Source organism: Microbacterium phoenicis (genome assembly GCF_047302325.1).
Classification (GTDB): Bacteria; Actinomycetota; Actinomycetes; order Actinomycetales; family Microbacteriaceae; genus Microbacterium.
This window is the reverse complement of sequence record NZ_CP154849.1, coordinates 1808248-1823831: the sequence shown is the minus strand read 5'-3', so window position 1 is coordinate 1823831 and position 15584 is coordinate 1808248. Positions and strand designations below refer to the sequence as shown.

At 68.8% G+C, this 15584-nt stretch carries 14 protein-coding genes, 1 tRNA gene and 1 other RNA gene; 4 read left to right on the top strand and 12 right to left on the bottom strand.

Going from position 1 to position 15584, the window contains the following annotated elements:
- Positions 1-54: 54 nt before the first annotated feature.
- Positions 55-765, top strand: a complete 711-nt coding sequence (locus ABCU91_RS08945) for a DUF4191 family protein (RefSeq protein ID WP_413353444.1) — start codon at positions 55-57, stop codon at positions 763-765.
- Positions 766-771: 6 nt separating this feature from the next.
- On the opposite strand, the gene ABCU91_RS08940 is transcribed toward ABCU91_RS08945, so the two are convergent.
- The gene (locus ABCU91_RS08940) at positions 772-1200 is read right to left on the bottom strand and encodes an RDD family protein (protein WP_091353333.1); all 429 of its coding nucleotides are present in this window, start codon (positions 1198-1200) and stop codon (positions 772-774) included.
- A 131-nt stretch (positions 1201-1331) separates the two neighbouring features.
- Here ABCU91_RS08940 and glnA (ABCU91_RS08935) point away from each other — a divergent pair, with 131 nt between their 5' ends.
- Positions 1332-2756, top strand: a complete 1425-nt coding sequence (glnA, locus tag ABCU91_RS08935) for a type I glutamate--ammonia ligase (protein ID WP_018186667.1) — start codon at positions 1332-1334, stop codon at positions 2754-2756.
- 84 nt (positions 2757-2840) lie between these two features.
- Here glnA (ABCU91_RS08935) and ABCU91_RS08930 read toward each other — a convergent pair whose 3' ends face one another.
- The 7 genes from ABCU91_RS08930 to ABCU91_RS08900 form a co-directional block, all read right to left on the bottom strand.
- Positions 2841-3200, bottom strand: coding sequence for a GntR family transcriptional regulator (locus ABCU91_RS08930; RefSeq protein WP_406924329.1), 360 nt, complete (start codon positions 3198-3200; stop codon positions 2841-2843).
- Between the two features lie 71 nt (positions 3201-3271).
- Positions 3272-4198 carry a glutaminase A gene (glsA, locus tag ABCU91_RS08925; protein WP_413353443.1) on the bottom strand — a complete coding sequence of 309 codons (927 nt, stop codon included), beginning with the start codon at positions 4196-4198 and terminating at the stop codon, positions 3272-3274.
- A complete protein-coding gene (locus ABCU91_RS08920; protein ID WP_091353326.1) occupies positions 4195-4461 on the bottom strand; it encodes a hypothetical protein in 267 nt (88 codons plus the stop codon). Before ABCU91_RS08920 ends, glsA begins: the two co-directional genes overlap by 4 nt.
- Positions 4462-4542: 81 nt before the next feature.
- Entirely contained in the window at positions 4543-5451 is a 909-nt protein-coding gene (locus ABCU91_RS08915) for a DUF808 domain-containing protein (protein WP_413353442.1), read from the bottom strand.
- Between the two features lie 31 nt (positions 5452-5482).
- On the bottom strand, positions 5483-8464 hold the full coding sequence (locus ABCU91_RS08910) for a bifunctional [glutamine synthetase] adenylyltransferase/[glutamine synthetase]-adenylyl-L-tyrosine phosphorylase (protein ID WP_413353441.1): 2982 nt from the start codon (positions 8462-8464) through the stop codon (positions 5483-5485).
- A 4-nt stretch (positions 8465-8468) separates the two neighbouring features.
- Positions 8469-9806 carry a type I glutamate--ammonia ligase gene (gene glnA, locus ABCU91_RS08905; RefSeq protein WP_091353318.1) on the bottom strand — a complete coding sequence of 446 codons (1338 nt, stop codon included), beginning with the start codon at positions 9804-9806 and terminating at the stop codon, positions 8469-8471.
- Positions 9807-9885: 79 nt separating this feature from the next.
- On the bottom strand, positions 9886-10068 hold the full coding sequence (locus tag ABCU91_RS08900) for an SPOR domain-containing protein (RefSeq protein WP_413353440.1): 183 nt from the start codon (positions 10066-10068) through the stop codon (positions 9886-9888).
- Positions 10069-10159: 91 nt separating this feature from the next.
- Between ABCU91_RS08900 and ppgK the strand changes: the two genes are divergently transcribed.
- Positions 10160-10981 carry a polyphosphate--glucose phosphotransferase gene (gene ppgK, locus ABCU91_RS08895; protein WP_413353439.1) on the top strand — a complete coding sequence of 274 codons (822 nt, stop codon included), beginning with the start codon at positions 10160-10162 and terminating at the stop codon, positions 10979-10981.
- Positions 10982-11001: 20 nt separating this feature from the next.
- Here the strand turns inward: ppgK and rnpB are convergent.
- The 3 genes from rnpB to ABCU91_RS08880 all read right to left on the bottom strand — a co-directional run bounded on the left by rnpB (position 11002) and on the right by ABCU91_RS08880 (position 13846).
- Positions 11002-11362, bottom strand: an RNA gene (gene rnpB / locus ABCU91_RS08890) — RNase P RNA component class A.
- Between the two features lie 31 nt (positions 11363-11393).
- A complete protein-coding gene (locus tag ABCU91_RS08885) occupies positions 11394-13157 on the bottom strand; it encodes a bifunctional 3'-5' exonuclease/DNA polymerase (protein WP_413353438.1) in 1764 nt (587 codons plus the stop codon).
- Positions 13115-13846: a zinc ribbon domain-containing protein gene (locus ABCU91_RS08880; protein ID WP_413353437.1), complete on the bottom strand. Its 732-nt coding sequence runs from the start codon at positions 13844-13846 to the stop codon at positions 13115-13117. The genes ABCU91_RS08885 and ABCU91_RS08880 overlap by 43 nt, the downstream gene beginning before the upstream one ends.
- A 107-nt stretch (positions 13847-13953) precedes the next feature.
- Here ABCU91_RS08880 and ABCU91_RS08875 point away from each other — a divergent pair, with 107 nt between their 5' ends.
- Positions 13954-15453 (top strand): amino acid permease, encoded by a 1500-nt coding sequence (locus ABCU91_RS08875; RefSeq protein ID WP_413353436.1) that lies wholly within the window; start codon positions 13954-13956, stop codon positions 15451-15453.
- 20 nt (positions 15454-15473) lie between these two features.
- On the opposite strand, the gene ABCU91_RS08870 is transcribed toward ABCU91_RS08875, so the two are convergent.
- A tRNA-Val gene (locus ABCU91_RS08870) sits at positions 15474-15549 on the bottom strand.
- Between the last annotated feature and the right edge of the window lie 35 nt (positions 15550-15584).

The window sequence follows — 15584 nt, the reverse complement described above, 5'->3', positions numbered from 1 at the left end:
GCAGCCGACGAACGGTGTGAAGAAGTCTGCGAGCCGCGAAGGTAGGCTGATCCCATGGCATCCCGCAGTACCGCACCTGAGAAGCGCCCTGGATTCTTCTCGCAGATCCGCTCGCTCTACACGTTCACCAAGAACGAGTTCCGGTGGCTGCCGTGGGCATTGGCCGGTACGGTGCTGGTCGGTATCGGCATCGGCGTCGGCATCGGTTTCCTCGTTCAGCCCGTGCAGCTCTGGAGCATCATCCTGTGGGGCGTCAGCGGCGTGCTCATGGGCGTCCTGCTCGCCATGATCCTTCTGACGCGACTGTCGACTCGGGTCATGTACCGGAAGCTCGACGGGATGCCGGGGGCCGTGGGGCACGTGCTGTCGACCGGTCTCGGCCGCAGCTGGGTGACGTCGGAGATGCCCGTCGGCGTCAACCCGCGCACGCAGGACGCGGTCTACCGCGCCGTCGGCCGCGGCGGCGTCGTCATCATCGGCGAGGGTGCTCGCGGACGTCTGACGCGCCTCATCAACGATGAGCGCAAGAAGGTCTCGCGAGTGGCATCCGGAATCAACGTCGAGGTTCTCTACGTCGGTGACGAAGAGGGTGACATCCACATCTCGAAGCTCGCCAAGACGATCAAGTCGCTCCCGAAGACGGTCGATCGCGCCACGCTCGCCGCCGTCGTCAAGCGCATCGACTCGGTGTCGCAGTCGGTCACGTCGTTGCCGATCCCCAAGGGCATCGACCCGGCGCGCGCGCGGGCTCAGCGTCCTCGGTGACCCGGCTCAGCCTCTGACGAGGACGGTTCCCACGACCTTGTCGTGGAGACCCCGCTGATCGGCGTCCCAGATGACCGCCGGCAGCACGAGGACGAGCAGCGCCGTCCGCACGATCGGCCGCCACAGACCCGGCCAGCCACCGCGGGCCAGTTCGACCCGCATCCCGAGGATGCGGTGACCGGGGCTCCCGCCGATGGTCGGGATGAAGAGGATCTGCAGAACGGCGAAGACGATCATCGGCGCGAAGAGGGTCCACCCGGCTTTCTCGGGCAACGCGAACTGGTCGTACCCGAAGAAGGCCGTGGCGAGGATCGTGGCTGCGGCGTAGTCGATGAAGAGGGCGCCGATGCGGCGACCGGGACGGCCGATGCTGCCGCGGCCGGTGGCGGGACGGCCGAGCCGCTCGCCGGGATAGTCGGGCAGGGTCGAAGACACCTCATCAGCGTAATCGCGCCCACGTAACATCCTCGAAACATCGGAGACACTGCCGGGCAACTGCTGCCCGATAGGTTCGAGGGGCGCCTGATCCGACGGGCGTCGACATCGCACCCGATCTTGGAGACTCCATGTTCAAAGATTCTTCCGAGGTGCTCGCGTTCATCAAGGACGAGGACGTCAAGTTCCTCGACATCCGTTTCACGGATCTCCCTGGTGTCCAGCAGCACTTCAACATCCCGGCCTCGACCGTTGACGAGGAGTTCTTCACGGTCGGCCAGCTCTTCGACGGCTCCTCGATCCGCGGCTTCGCGAACATCCACGAGTCCGATATGCAGCTGATCCCGGATGTCACGACGGCCTACCTGGACCAGTTCCGCGAAGCCAAGACGCTCGTCATGATCTTCGACATCTACAACCCGCGTACGGGCGAGATCTACCACAAGGACCCGCGCCAGGTCGCCAAGAAGGCGGAGAAGTACCTCGCGTCGACCGGGATCGCCGACACGGCGTTCTTCGCTCCCGAGGCGGAGTTCTACATCTTCGACGATGTGCGCTACGAGGTGAAGCAGAACTCCAGCTTCTACTCGGTCGACTCCGAAGAAGGCGCCTGGAACACCGGCCGCGTCGAAGAGGGCGGCAACCTCGCCAACAAGACCCCGTACAAGGGTGGGTACTTCCCGGTCAGCCCGGTCGACAAGACGGCCGACCTGCGCGACGACATCACCCTCAAGCTGATCGAGTCCGGCTTCGTTCTCGAGCGCTCGCACCACGAGGTGGGCACGGGCGGCCAGCAGGAGATCAACTACCGCTTCGACACCATGGTGCACTCGGCGGACGACATCCTGAAGTTCAAGTACATCGTCAAGAACACCTGCGAGGAGTGGGGCAAGGTCGCGACCTTCATGCCCAAGCCCCTCTTCGGTGACAACGGCTCCGGAATGCACACGCACCAGTCGCTGTGGCTCGACGGCAAGCCCCTCTTCTACGACGAGAAGGGCTACGGCGGACTCTCGGACACCGCTCGCTGGTACATCGGCGGCCTGCTCGCGCACGCTCCCGCGGTCCTCGCCTTCACCAACCCGACGATCAACTCGTACAAGCGCCTGGTCAAGGGCTACGAGGCTCCCGTCAACCTGGTCTACTCGGCCGGTAACCGTTCGGCTGCGATCCGCATCCCGATCACCGGCTCGAACCCGAAGGCCAAGCGCATCGAGTTCCGCGCTCCGGATGCCTCCGGCAACCCGTACCTCGCCTTCGCGGCGCAGATGATGGCCGGCCTCGACGGCATCATCAACCGCATCGAGCCGCACGAGCCGGTCGACAAGGACCTGTACGAGCTGCCCCCCGAGGAAGCGAAGAACATCCCGCAGGTGCCGAACTCGCTCCTCGACTCGCTCGAGGCTCTGCGTGCCGACCACGAGTTCCTCACCCGCGGCAACGTGTTCACGCCCGAGCTCATCGAGACGTGGATCGAGTACAAGATCGAGAACGAGATCAAGCCGATCGCGGCACGTCCGCACCCGTTCGAGTACGAGCTGTACTTCGGGGTCTGATCACCGGATCATCGCGAAGGGCCCGTCGGCATGCGCCGGCGGGCCCTTCCGCGTCTCCCCGTCCGGGAGGCGCGACGCCGTCGTTCAGGCGAGGGCGGCGTCGATGATCGCCCGCACCCGGTCCGCGGGCACGGCGCTCTCGCGCGAGACCTGGACGAGCTGGGCGGCGAGCTCCTGCACGCGACGCTCACCGGCATCCGGAGACCACGCCACGACGGTGCCGTTGCGCCCGCGGGTCTCGATCGCCCCGGCCGCCTCGAGCTCTTTGTAGGCGCGCGCGACGGTACCGGGCGCCACGCCGAGGTCTGCAGCGAGGTGCCGTACGGTCGGTAGCCGGGTCCCCGCGGGCAGCTCGCCCTCCCGCATCCGGTCCAGCAACTGTGCGCGCAGCTGCTCGAACGGCGGCACCGGTGACGCGGGCTCGATCCTGACATTCGGCTCCATTGCGCCCTCCGTTCGACTCTCATCTCATCGTATCGATACAGAGGTCGCGCTTCCGCGTCTCGCGGGCTCGGCTAGCCCACTCGACCGAAGGCGTGAAGCCCGAGCTCTGCGCTGAGGATGTCGGCCGCAGCGTGTCCTCGCACGCTCGTCCCCCGCTCGTCGAGCGGCGGGCTGATCGTCGCGGCGCCCAATACACCCGGCACCGACATGACCAGAGCCCCGGAGACGCTGGACTTCGCGGGAATACCGACGCTCCGCATCCATCTTCCGGAGCCGTCGTAAACCCCGCACGTGGCCATGACGGAGACGACGTCGCGTGCGACCGCCTCGGAGACCACCCGCTCCCCCGTCACGGGATTGGTGCCGCCGTTCGCAAGCGTGGCGCCCATGACTGACAGCGCCCGGGCGTCGACGAGGACCGCGCACGCGCGGGCGTAGACGGTGACGGCGTCATCGGCGGTGACCTTCAGCGTGCCCTCCGAGCGCATCAGGTGGGCGAGCGCGTGATTGCGATCGCCGAGGAGATGCTCGTCCCGCGCGATCTGATCGTCGACCTCGAGCGCTCGGCCCGCGAAGGCCGACAGCCCGCGCAGGATCCGCTCGTCGCGTACAGCGACATCCTCACCCTCGACCAGGGATGCCGTCAGGAGCGCCCCCGCGTTGACCATCGGGTTCGGCGGACGTCCCGTGCCGCTCTCGAGCTTGATCGCATCGAAGGATTCGCCGGTCGGTTCGATGCCGACACGGTCGAGCGCGGCCCCGTCGGTATCGGCGAGGGCGAGCGCGAACAGAAACGGCTTCACGGCAGACTGCAAACTGAATCGGACGTCGGCCTCCTCGGATGCCGAGATCTCCCCGTCCGTGCCGACGATCGCGACGGCGACCAGGTCAGGGTCGGCGGACGCGAGCGCGGGAATGCTGCGATCCACCTCCCCGCCGGTGTGCGTCCTGACCCTCGCCACCAGGGTCGCGAGGTCGCCCGACGACGGGATGCTCAAAAGCCCGGAAGGTTGATGTCCTTCGGGTCGACCTCGACCTCGCCCACGTCGTCCGGCCCACCCGTCCCGGGTGCCACCTGCACCTGGGACTCATCGACATCGCCGGCTACCTCGTCGGACACGTGTTCACCCTGCTTCTGCTGGGTCTCGGTCTCACTCCCGGGACTGTACGCGGTGTCCTGATCGACCTGGTCGTTCTGCGAGTGAGCGGTATCGGTGGCCGGGGTCGGCTCGTCGGCGGAGCTGTCGTGGTGACTCATCATGATCGGACGCTACGCGCGGGACGGTTCGCCGGCGGCCCCCTTGACAGTGCCGCGGCTCGGCGACCGACGTCCCCAGCGGTCTCAGTGCGCGGCAGCCGCGTCCTTCTCGCCGTGCGTGCGGTCCCCGCCCCGAAGGCGGCCGATGAGCATGATCACACCGACGATCACGAGCCCCAGGATCAGTCCGGCGACCGCGGACACGAGAGTCTCGCCTACCCACACGATGACGGGACCTGCGACTTCGAGGAGATGCTCGACACCGTGCAACAGGTCCGTCGTCCAGTGCCAGCCGACCTTCCCCACGTTCTCGAGCACGAGGTGGCCGCCGACCCACAGCATGGCGACGGTGCCGAGGATGCTGATGCCGCGGAAGACGGCGGGCATCGAGCGGACGATGCGAGCGCCGTTGTGACGCACGCGCTTGACCGGGCTCTTCGCCATCTTCAGACCGATGTCGTCGATCTTGACGAGGAGGGCGACGGCGCCGTACACGAGGAGCGTCATCATGAGGGCGATGACGGCGAGGATGGCCAGCGTCTGCCACACGCCCAGATCCTCCTCAAGGCTGTCGAGGGCGATGAGCATGATCTCGCTGGACAGGATCAAGTCCGTCCGCACGGCGCCGAGGACGAGCTTCTTCTCGTCGCGCTCCGCCTCCTCCTCCGCGTGCAGATGGAACCCAAACCATTCGAGGACCTTCTCCGCACCCTCGAAGCACAGGAACGCTCCACCGATGATGAGGAGGTACGGGAGGACCCACGGGGCGAACGCGGTCAGCACGAGCGCGATGGGGATGATGATGAGGAACTTGTTGACGAGCGATCCCAGAGCGATCTTGCCGACGATGGGGAGCTCGCGGGCAGGCGTCACGCCCTGCACGTACTGGGGCGTCACCGCGGCGTCGTCGATCACGACGCCCGCCGTCTTGGAGGATGCCTTGAGGGCGGCGCTCAGGATGTCGTCGACGACGGCCAGCAGTCCAACGGACATAGGTGGTGACCCTTTCGGTCTGGTTCGGCGATCAGCCGTAGAAGTGATTCTCGAAGGCACGTCGTGCACGACGGGCCGTCCGCAGCCAATCCTCCTCCACCTGAGTGGCGGAGCGGGGCTCGTACTCCAGAAGCCTGCCGATACCGTCGAGCTTGCCTCGGTCACTGGGCAGGACATCGCTCGTCTGGCCTGACAGCAGGGTGTTCGCCGATCGGAGTCGGCTCGCGAGCCACCATGCCTCCGACAGCCGTTCGGCCGCGTCATCCGGGATGAGGCCTGCTGCCCGGGCAGCCTCGAGCGCAGCCGTCGTCGACGTCGTGCGGAGCCCCTCGATGTCGGCGCCGTGCTGCAGCTGCAGGAGCTGGACGAGCCACTCGACATCGCTGAGGCCTCCGGGGCCGAGCTTCAGGTGCCGCGATCGGTCGACACCCTGCGGGAGCCGCTCGTTCTCGACGCGCGCCTTGATGCGTTTGATCTCGCGCAATCCCTGCGCGTCCGGATCCTGCGGGTACCGGAGGTCGTCCGCCAGCGCCATGAACCGCTCGATCAACCTGACGCTGCCTGCGACACCGCGGGCGCGCAGCAGCGCCTGCGCTTCCCAGGACAGCGACCACCGGCGGTAGTACTCCGCGTAGGAGTCGATCGATCGGGCCATCGGGCCGTTCCGCCCCTCAGGACGGAGGCCGGCATCGAGATCGAACGGCGCCCGCTGGTCCTCGGAGTGCGTCCGGAGGCCCTGCACGATCTTCAGCGCGAGCTCCTGGGCTCGTTGCGACGGAACGCCGTTCGCGTCGTAGACGAACATGACGTCGGCGTCCGACCCGAAGCCGAGTTCGGCGCCACCGAACCGGCCCATCGCGATCACGGCGAAATCGAGCGCATCGTCCTCGGGCGGCACGACCTCGCGCCAGACCGCCCGCAGCGTCGCCTGGATCGTCACCTCGCTGATCGAGGTGAGCCCCTGCGCGAGTTCGGCGATGGTGAGCTCACCGAGCAGCCCGCCCAGGGCGAGACGCAGCAGCTCGCGGCGGCGGAGCGCGCGAACCGACCGCATCGCGTCGTTGATCGACTCGTGCCGAGCCTGGATCGCGCGGGCCTCCTGCTGCAGCGCGAAACCCGACCGGGGCCGCAGCTGCTCCGACGAGTCGAGCCAGGCCACCGCCTCGGGGATCCACTCCATGAGGTCCGCCGCGTATCGAGAGCCCGACAGGACGTGGGTCAGCCGCTCCGCCGCGCCCGACGAGTCGCGCAGCATGCGAAGGAACCACGGGGTGTCGCCGAGCCGCTCGCTGATCCGCCGGAACGAGACCATGCCGTAGTCCGGGTCGACGCCGTCGGCGAACCATCGGATCATGACCGGCATGAGGTGCCGCTGGATGGTCGCCTTGCGGCTCAGACCGCTCGTCAGCGCACCGATGTGACGGAGGGTGCCAGCCGGGTCGCGGAATCCGATCGCCGCCAGCCGGTCGTGCGCCTGAGCCGAGGAGAGCGCACCCTGCTCGTCGGCGGGAAGCGCAGCCACGGCCGACAGGAGCGGCCGGTAGAAGAGGCGGATGTGGATCTCGCGCACCTGGAGCTTCACGCGCTCCCACACCGCGCCGATGCCCACGGCATCCGATGCCAGTCCCGTCGCCCGTGCGAGGACGCGCAGCTCGTCGGAGGAGGTCGGCATCAGGTGCGTCCGCTGGAGCCGACGCAGTTGCAGGCGGTGCTCCATCACGCGGAGCGTGCGGTAGTGCTGGCCGAAGGCGGCGGCATCCGTCCGTCCGATGTATCCCTCGCCGACCAGGGCGACGAGGGCCCTCAGGGTGCTCTGCTGGCGGATGCCCTCGTCGGCGAGGCCGTGGACGAGTTGCAGCAGCTGGACGGTGAACTCGATGTCCCGGATGCCGCCCGGTCCGAGCTTGAGCTGACGTGCGACCTCATCGGCCGGGATGTGGTCGGTGACCCGTTCCCGCATGCGCTGGACACTGTCGACGAAGTTCTCGCGCGCACTGCTGGTCCACACCAGCGGCTGCACGGCGGCGGAGTAGGCCTCTCCCAATTCGAGGTCGCCCGCGAGCGGTCGCGCCTTGAGGAGCGCCTGGAACTCCCAGCTCTTCGCCCACCGCGCGTAGTACGACAGGTGCGAATCGAGCGTGCGCACGAGAGCGCCCTGCTTGCCCTCGGGACGCAGGTTGGGGTCGACCTCCCAGAGCGGCGGTTCGATCTCGACGTCCGAGATGCCGCGCATCGTGAGGGTCGCGAGACGGGTCGCGATGTCGACGGCGCGTCCTTCGGTGAGGTCGGTCCACTCCTGCACCCCTGCGACGAAGATGACGTCGACGTCGCTCACGTAGTTCAGCTCGCGTGCGCCGGTCTTACCCATCCCGATGACCGACAGGCGCGTCGCGGCGACCTGCTCGCGCGGGTACATCCCCGAGACGGTCCGCGTCCGCGCAGCGCACAGGGACGCGTCGAGGGCGGCGCCGGCCGCGTCGGCGAGGGCTGCCGCGACGTCGGGCAGCACCTCGGTCGCGTCGTCTGCCGACAGGTCGTATGCGGCGATGAGGGCCACGATCCGGCGGTAGCGGACGCGCAGGGCGACCCACGCGGACTCATCGGATGCCGCCGCGAACCCCTCGGCATCCGCTCCGACCGCCTCGAGGAGGGTCTCGCGCATCGACTGCGCCGAGGGGAGCATGCGTCCGGCTCCGACCAGGTGCGTGAGTTCCTCGGGGTGGCGCAAGAAGAAGTCCGCGAGCCCGGACGACGCTCCGAGGAGGGACCAGACGACGTCCGACGCTTCCGTCAGGACCCGCGTCAGCGCATCCGCGTCGCGGCGCCCGATGCGCACACTGGACTGCGCGGCGCCGTCGGGATCGGCCGCCCGCCCCGCCGCGAGCACGAGGTCAGCCCGATCGATACCGGTGAGCGAACTCAGCTCGTCCAGCGCGTCGGAGGATGCCGCGAGATCGGAGAAGCCCGCACGGGCCAGGTCGGTGAGCGCCGCCCGTCGCTCGATGGAGGCCATTGCCTCAGAGCATCTCGAGGTTCTTCTGCAGCTCGAAGGGCGTGACCTGCGACCGGTACTCCTGCCACTCGCGACGCTTGTTCAGGAGCACGTAGTTGAAGACCTGCTCCCCCAATGTCTCGGCGACGAGCTCGGACTCCTCCATGTACTCGAGGGCGTGGTCGAGGCTCGACGGCAGCGGACCGTAGCCGAGGGCGCGACGCTCGGCATCCGTCAACGACCAGACGTTGTCCTCGGCCTCTGGCGGCAGCTCGTACTCCTCTTCGATGCCCTTGAGGCCCGCGGCCAGCATGAGGGCGTAGGCGAGGTACGGGTTCGCTGCGGAGTCCAGCGCGCGGTACTCGACCCGCGTGGACTGACCCTTGTTGGGCTTGTACATCGGTACGCGCACGAGCGCGGAGCGGTTGTTGTGACCCCAGCAGACGAAGCTGGGCGCCTCGTCGCCGCCCCAGAGACGCTTGTACGAATTCACGAACTGGTTCGTGACGGCCGAGATCTCGTTGGCGTGGCGCAGGAGGCCGGCGATGAACTGACGGCCGGTCTTCGAGAGCTGATACTGCGCGCCCTCTTCGTAGAAGGCGTTCATGTCGCCCTCGAACAGGGACATGTGGGTGTGCATACCGCTTCCCGGCTTGCCGCTGAGGGGCTTGGGCATGAACGTCGCGTACACGCCCTGCTCGATCGCGACCTCCTTGACGACGGTGCGGAACGTCATGATGTTGTCCGCCGTCGCGAGGGCGTCGGCGTACCGCAGGTCGATCTCGTTCTGACCCGGCCCGCCCTCGTGGTGGCTGAACTCGACCGAGATGCCGAGGTCCTCGAGCATCCGCACGGAACGGCGGCGGAAGTCGTGGGCCGTCCCGCCCGGCACGTTGTCGAAGTAGCCCGCCGAGTCGACAGGCTCGGGCCCGTCGGGACCGAAGGAGGACGACTTCAGCAGGTAGAACTCGATCTCGGGATGCGTGTAGAACGTGAAGCCCGCATCGCCCGCCTTCGCGAGCGCGCGCTTCAGGACATTGCGCGGATCGGCCACGGCAGGCTGTCCGTCCGGCGTCGTGATGTCGCAGAACATGCGCGCCGTCGGATCGATCTCACCCCGCCAGGGCAGGGTCTGGAACGTGGACGGATCCGGGTGCGCGAGGAGATCGGACTCGTACGACCGGGTCAGACCCTCGATCGCCGAGCCGTCGAAGCCGAGGCCCTCGGCGAACGCACCCTCCACCTCGGCGGGAGCGATCGCGACCGATTTCAGGGTTCCGGTCACATCCGTGAACCACAACCGGATGAACTTGACCCCCCGTTCCTCGATCGTCCTCAGAACGAAGTCACGCTGCTTGTCCATCGCATCCTTCCCGGTGCCGAGCCGACTGCCAGACTAGCGGTCCGACGCCGCGACCGAGTGACGCGACGCCGCGCCCCGGTCAGTCGTCCTCGGCGGCATCCTCTGCAGCCCACGCGCGCGAGCGCTCCCGCATGATCTCAGGCGCACGAGACGCCTCCTCGGCCGTGTCGAACGGGCCCGCACGGTCGACGGACGGGGCTTCGAACCCCTGCTGGACCTCGCCGGTCTTCAGGTTGTACCAGTACTTGTCGACGTCGCTCATGGGTCCTCCTCGGCCTCGTGGCGTTCATCCTACGGATGCCGGGGCCGGGCGCCTACGGTCTGCCCGCCGGGAGCGCACTAGGCTCGAAGGCATGACTGGGACCGCCACCACCGCCGTCGGAATCGACATCGGAGGGACGGGCATCAAGGGTGCCCTCGTCGACCTCTCGCAAGGAACCCTCCTCACCGACCGGATCAAGGTTCCGACACCGAAGGGTGCCGAACCGGACGACGTGCTGACCGCCGTCCGGGAGGTGCTCGAGAAGCTCGACGTCACCGACGCAGAGGTTCCGCTCGGTGTGGCCTTCCCCGCGATCGTGAAGAACGGCCGCACTCTGTCGGCCGCCAACGTCGCCGACACCTGGATCGACTTCGAGGCCGAGGCGTTCTTCGAGGAGGGCCTCGGCCGCCAGATCCACTTCGCCAACGACGCGGACGTCGCGGGCGTCGCCGAGATGCGGTACGGCGCCGCCAAGGACCGGAACGGCCTCGTCCTTCTGACCACGCTCGGCACCGGCATCGGCACCGCGATGATCTACAAGGGCGTGCTCGTCCCGAACACGGAGCTCGGACACCTGCACCGCCCCGGTCACAAGAAGGACTTCGAGCACTTCGCGGCCTACTCGGCCATGGAACGCGAAGAGCTGGAGTGGGATGCCTGGGCTGACCGCCTGCAGCAGTACTACAGCCACCTCGAGTTCCTCTTCACCCCCGACCTGTTCGTCGTGGGTGGCGGCGTCTCCAAGCACGCCGACAAGTTCCTGCCCCTGCTCGACCTGAAGACCGAGATCGTCCCCGCCGTGCACCGCAACAACGCGGGCATCATCGGAGCGGCCGCCCTGGCGCTGGCCGGCGACGACTCCGGCGCGTCGGTCGACGAGGGCGAGGACCTCGCGGGTACCACCGCGCGCTGACACTCAGGGGCCGGCGGGGGCGAATGGGCCGGCCTGTACGCCGGGTTCTGTCCGGGGGTCGAAACCCCGTGGACGGTCATCTCTCTCGGCGACACGTTGCCGTGCCGCTCCAGCGGTCTACCCGGGGACTCGGCGGGCCGCGTCGGCATCCCCTGTCTGACCTTGCTCCGGGCGAGGTTTACCGTGCGGGTCGTGTCACCACGACCCCGGTGGTCTCTTACACCACCCTTTCACCCTTACCCCGGTCGGAACCGGGGCGGTCTGCTCTCTGTGGCACTGTCTCGCGGATCACTCCGGGTGGGTGTTACCCACCGCCCTGCCCTGTGGAGCCCGGACGTTCCTCGGTGCGCTCTCGCGCCACGCGACCGTCCAGCCGACCCATTCGCGGGGTCGAGTCTAGTCGTCCGCGCGGTCAGCCCTTCGCCGCGTCGACCCGCACCTGCAGGTCGAGGCGGAAGTCGAGGGGGATGTCGCCGAAGAGGAGCCGGGTCGCCGCATCCGCGGCCTGGCGCACCGCCTCCGCCGCCTGCTCCGCATGCGCGGCGGGTGCGTGGACGATGACCTCGTCGTGCAGGAAGAACGCGAGATGCGCCTGCCGTGAGTGGAGCGCGCCCGACCGCGGTGCGGCATCCGCGTCATCGACCGGCGGAAGCGCAGCCAGCCGGGCGCGGAGATCCCCCAGCCACGCGAGAGCCCATTCGGCGGCCGTGCCCTGCACCACGAAGTTCCGGGTGAACCGGCCCCGGTCGCGCGCGATACGCCGGGCCTGGGTGCGGTCCGTCTCGGTCGCGTCGGGGTCGCCCGCTCGGCTCTGCACCGCGCGCCACCCGGGCGAGGGAGCCGGGCTGGACCGCCCGAGCCAGGTCGAGACGACGCCGCCCTCCTCCCCCTCGCGGGCCGCGTCATCCACGAGACCCATCGCCCGCGGGTATGCCCGTCGGAGGGCCGGGACGAGGCGGCCGCTGTCGCCCGTCGTCGCGCCGTACATCGCGCCCAGCAGGGCGAACTTCGCTTCGGAGCGGGTGCTGACCACGCCACGCGAGACGATCCCCTCGTAGAGATCGGTGCCGCGCGCGCTGTCGGCGAGGGCGGCATCCCGCGACATCGCCGCCAGCACGCGCGGCTCGAGCTGCGCGACGTCGGCGACCACCAGCGTCCATCCCGGGTCCGCGCGGACGGCGGGCCGGAGCTGCCGCGGCAGCTGCAGGGCGCCGCCGCCCGATGACGCCCACCGACCCGTCACGACACCGCCCGGGACGTACACCGGACGGAACCGGCCGTCGGGAGCCCATTCCTCGCGCCACGCCCAGCCGTTCGCCGTGTACATCCGCATGAGCCGCTTGTACTCCAGGAGTGGGGCGACGACCGGGTGGTCGTACTCCTTCAGCTCCCACTTGCTCGTGGACGTGGCAGCGACGCCGACGCGATGCAGCGCCCGCAGGAGCTTCGGCTGCGAATCGAGGCTCGCGCCGGGGTCGCCGAGAAGTCCGCGGATCTCGGCGGCGAGGGCGACGATGCGCGCGGGCGGCCGGCCGCCGGCATCCCGCTCGCCGAGCATCCCGGTGAGGATCTCGTCGTGGACCCGGCCGTCCCACGGAACGCCGGCCGCGTGCATCTCGGCCGCGACGAGCGCACCGACGGACTCGGCTGCGACCAGCAGTCGAAGGCTCGTCGCGCCGGCGGCGACCACCTGACGCTGCCGTTCGAACTCCGCGAGGGCGGCTTCGATGTCGTGCGGCGCCTCGCGGGAACCGGGATCGAGATCGAAGAGGGCGCTCGGGCCATCGTCGGCGACGGATGCCGCGGCATCCCACTCCGTCGCACGCCGAAGCACCTCCGCATCGACCGCGAGCGCACTGTCCCGCAGAATGGCGTGTGCGAGGCGGAGATCATGGCAGCGAGCGACACGCACGCCCGCCGCGATCAGCTCCGGGTACCAGTACGAGGTGTCGCTCCACACCCAGCGGGTGGACTCGTCCGCCCGTCGGACCCGGTCCGCGAGGCCGCCCTCGTCAACGAGTGCGCGTTCCGTCGGGCTCCCGTCGACATCGAGCAGGACGAGGGAGATTCGCCCCTCGGCGGCGCCCACGACGATCCACGGGACGCGACCCGCCGCGGGAGCACCCGGATCGGTCAGAGCCCGGAGTCGTCGTCGCGGACCAGGATGCACCCGCACTCCGGGCAAGTGACGACGTCGTCCTCCGCCGCGGCACGCACGACGTTCAGGTCGGTGCCCGAGAGCACCATGTGGCAGCCGCCGCACGTGCGACGCTGCAGGTGACCGGCACCGTTGCCGCGTGCGGCGAGACCGTCGTACATCGCGACGAGATCGGCGGGCAACGATGCGGCGATCGCCGCACGATCGCGGGTCGCGGCCTCGAGGCGGGTCGTCGCCTCGGCGACGGTGGCCTTGGCCTCGGCGCTCAGTCGCGCGCCCTCCTCGTTCACCGAAGCGATGAGCGCCTCTTGCTCCGCCACCGCGGCGTCCGCAGCCTCGAGGCGTTCCATGAGCTCGAGCTCGGCGTCCTCCAGATCGCTCTTGCGCCGGGCGAGCGATGCGATCTCATGCTCGAGGCCCTGGGCGTCCTTCGCACTCGATGTCGACGCCAGCAGATCGTTGTCGCGCGCCGTGCGGGCGTCGACGACCGCGACGTCGGACTGGATGCGGGCGAGCTCGGCCTTCGCATCGTCACGCTCGCCGAGGCGGCGGGTGAGCTCGGCCGAGTGGGTCGCCCGCTCCGCCAGCAGCTCCTTCACACGCGCAGCCTGCGCGGGGTTCTGTCGCGCATGATCCGCACGACGCACGGCGATGTCGGCGTCGGCGAGATCGAGGAGACGGCGCTGGTCGGTAAAGCTGGCTTTCACGTCCTCCAACCTACCCCGCGGGTGGCCGGCCGTCGGGGCGTGGTCTTCAGACCGGATGCCGCGACGCACTAGCATTGCGTGCCGGAATCGCGCGGGAGGAGAACAGCATGAGCGTGCTGCGCACCAAGACGGTCGAACAGTCGATCGCCGACACCGAGGAGCCGGAGTTCCGGCTCAAGAAGTCGCTCTCGGCCCTCGACCTCACGGTCTTCGGGGTCGGTGTCGTCATCGGCGCCGGAATCTTCACGCTCACGGGACGGGCCGCGCACGAGGTCGCCGGTCCCGCGATCGTCATCAGCTTCGTCGTGGCCGCCATCGCGTGCGGTCTCGCCGCGATGTGCTACGCCGAGTTCGCCTCCACCGTCCCGGTGTCGGGGTCGGCCTACACGTTCTCCTACGCCTCCCTCGGCGAACTGTTCGCGTGGATCATCGGCTGGGATCTCATCCTCGAGATGTTCCTCGGGGCGAGCGTCGTCGCGCAGGGGTGGAGCGCCTATCTCGGAGCGCTCCTGGAACAGCTCGGCGCCCCGATCCCCGAGGCGATCGGGTACGGCGGGACGATCGATCTGATGGCCGTGCTGCTTGTCGTCGTCCTCGGCGTGCTGATCACCGTCGGCATCCGTGAATCCCTGCGGGTGAACCTCGTGCTCGTCGCGGTGAAGCTGTTCATCGTCCTGTTCGTGATCGTCGCAGGGCTCATGTTCGTGAACCCCGCGAACTACTCCCCCTTCATCCCCGACGCCGCTCCACGCGAGACCGCGTCCGGTCTGACGCAGCCGCTTCTGCAGTTCTTCTCGGGCATCGAGCCGACCGCCTTCGGCGTGGGGGGCATCTTCGCGGGTGCGGCCCTGGTGTTCTTCGCCTACATCGGATTCGACGTCGTGGCGACGACCGCCGAGGAGACGAAGCGGCCGCAGCGCGACCTGCCGATCGGCATCATCGCCTCGCTCATCATCTGCACGGTGCTCTACGGCGCGGTCGCCCTCGTCGTGACGGGGATGGTTCCCTACGACAAGCTCGACCCGGCCGCAGCGCTCGCCAACGCCTTCGCCTTCCACGGGCAGACCTGGATGGCGACGGTCATCTCGGCGGGCGCCGTCGCCGGTCTCACGACGGTCGTGCTGACCCTCATGATCGGCGCGACGCGCATCATCTTCGCGATGTCGCGCGACGCCCTCCTGCCGCGCGGGCTCGCGAAGGTGCACCCCCGGTTCCGGACGCCGTGGGTGATCTCGATCATCGTCACGGTCGTCGTCGCCCTCGTCGCCGGCCTTACTCCGGTCGGGGTGCTCGAGGAGATGGTGAACATCGGCACGCTCTCGGCATTCGTGCTGGTGTCGGTGGGCGTCATCGTCCTGCGCCGCCGTCGCCCCGACCTCGAACGCGGGTTCCGTGTGCCGCTGAACCCGTGGCTACCGGCGCTGTCGGTGGTCGTGTGCGTCTACCTCATGCTCAACCTGACGGTGGAGACGTGGCTCCGCTTCCTCATCTGGCTCGCGCTCGGGTTCGTGATCTACTTCGCGTACTCGCGTCGCCACTCGCGCCTGGGCAAGGGCGGCGACCTGTACATCGACCCCGCGACGCCGAAGGTCGCCGGTCGGGACTGACAGGAGCGACGGGATGCCGGTGGTGGGCCCTGCCGGGATCGAACCGACGACATCCACGGTGTAAACGTGGCGCTCTACCAGCTGAGCTAAAGGCCCTGACGTACCGAGTCTAGAGGGGGCGCAGCGGCGTC

Coding starts and splice junctions, on each gene's coding strand:
- ABCU91_RS08945 (WP_413353444.1), top strand. CDS start 55: ATGGCATCCCGCAGTACCGCACCTGAGAAGCGCCCTGGATTCTTCTCG.
- glnA (WP_018186667.1), top strand. CDS start 1,332: ATGTTCAAAGATTCTTCCGAGGTGCTCGCGTTCATCAAGGACGAGGAC.
- ABCU91_RS08930 (WP_406924329.1), bottom strand. CDS start 3,200: ATGGAGCCGAATGTCAGGATCGAGCCCGCGTCACCGGTGCCGCCGTTC.
- ABCU91_RS08920 (WP_091353326.1), bottom strand. CDS start 4,461: ATGATGAGTCACCACGACAGCTCCGCCGACGAGCCGACCCCGGCCACC.
- ABCU91_RS08915 (WP_413353442.1), bottom strand. CDS start 5,451: ATGTCCGTTGGACTGCTGGCCGTCGTCGACGACATCCTGAGCGCCGCC.
- ABCU91_RS08910 (WP_413353441.1), bottom strand. CDS start 8,464: ATGGCCTCCATCGAGCGACGGGCGGCGCTCACCGACCTGGCCCGTGCG.
- glnA (WP_091353318.1), bottom strand. CDS start 9,806: ATGGACAAGCAGCGTGACTTCGTTCTGAGGACGATCGAGGAACGGGGG.
- ABCU91_RS08900 (WP_413353440.1), bottom strand. CDS start 10,068: ATGAGCGACGTCGACAAGTACTGGTACAACCTGAAGACCGGCGAGGTC.
- ppgK (WP_413353439.1), top strand. CDS start 10,160: ATGACTGGGACCGCCACCACCGCCGTCGGAATCGACATCGGAGGGACG.
- ABCU91_RS08875 (WP_413353436.1), top strand. CDS start 13,954: ATGAGCGTGCTGCGCACCAAGACGGTCGAACAGTCGATCGCCGACACC.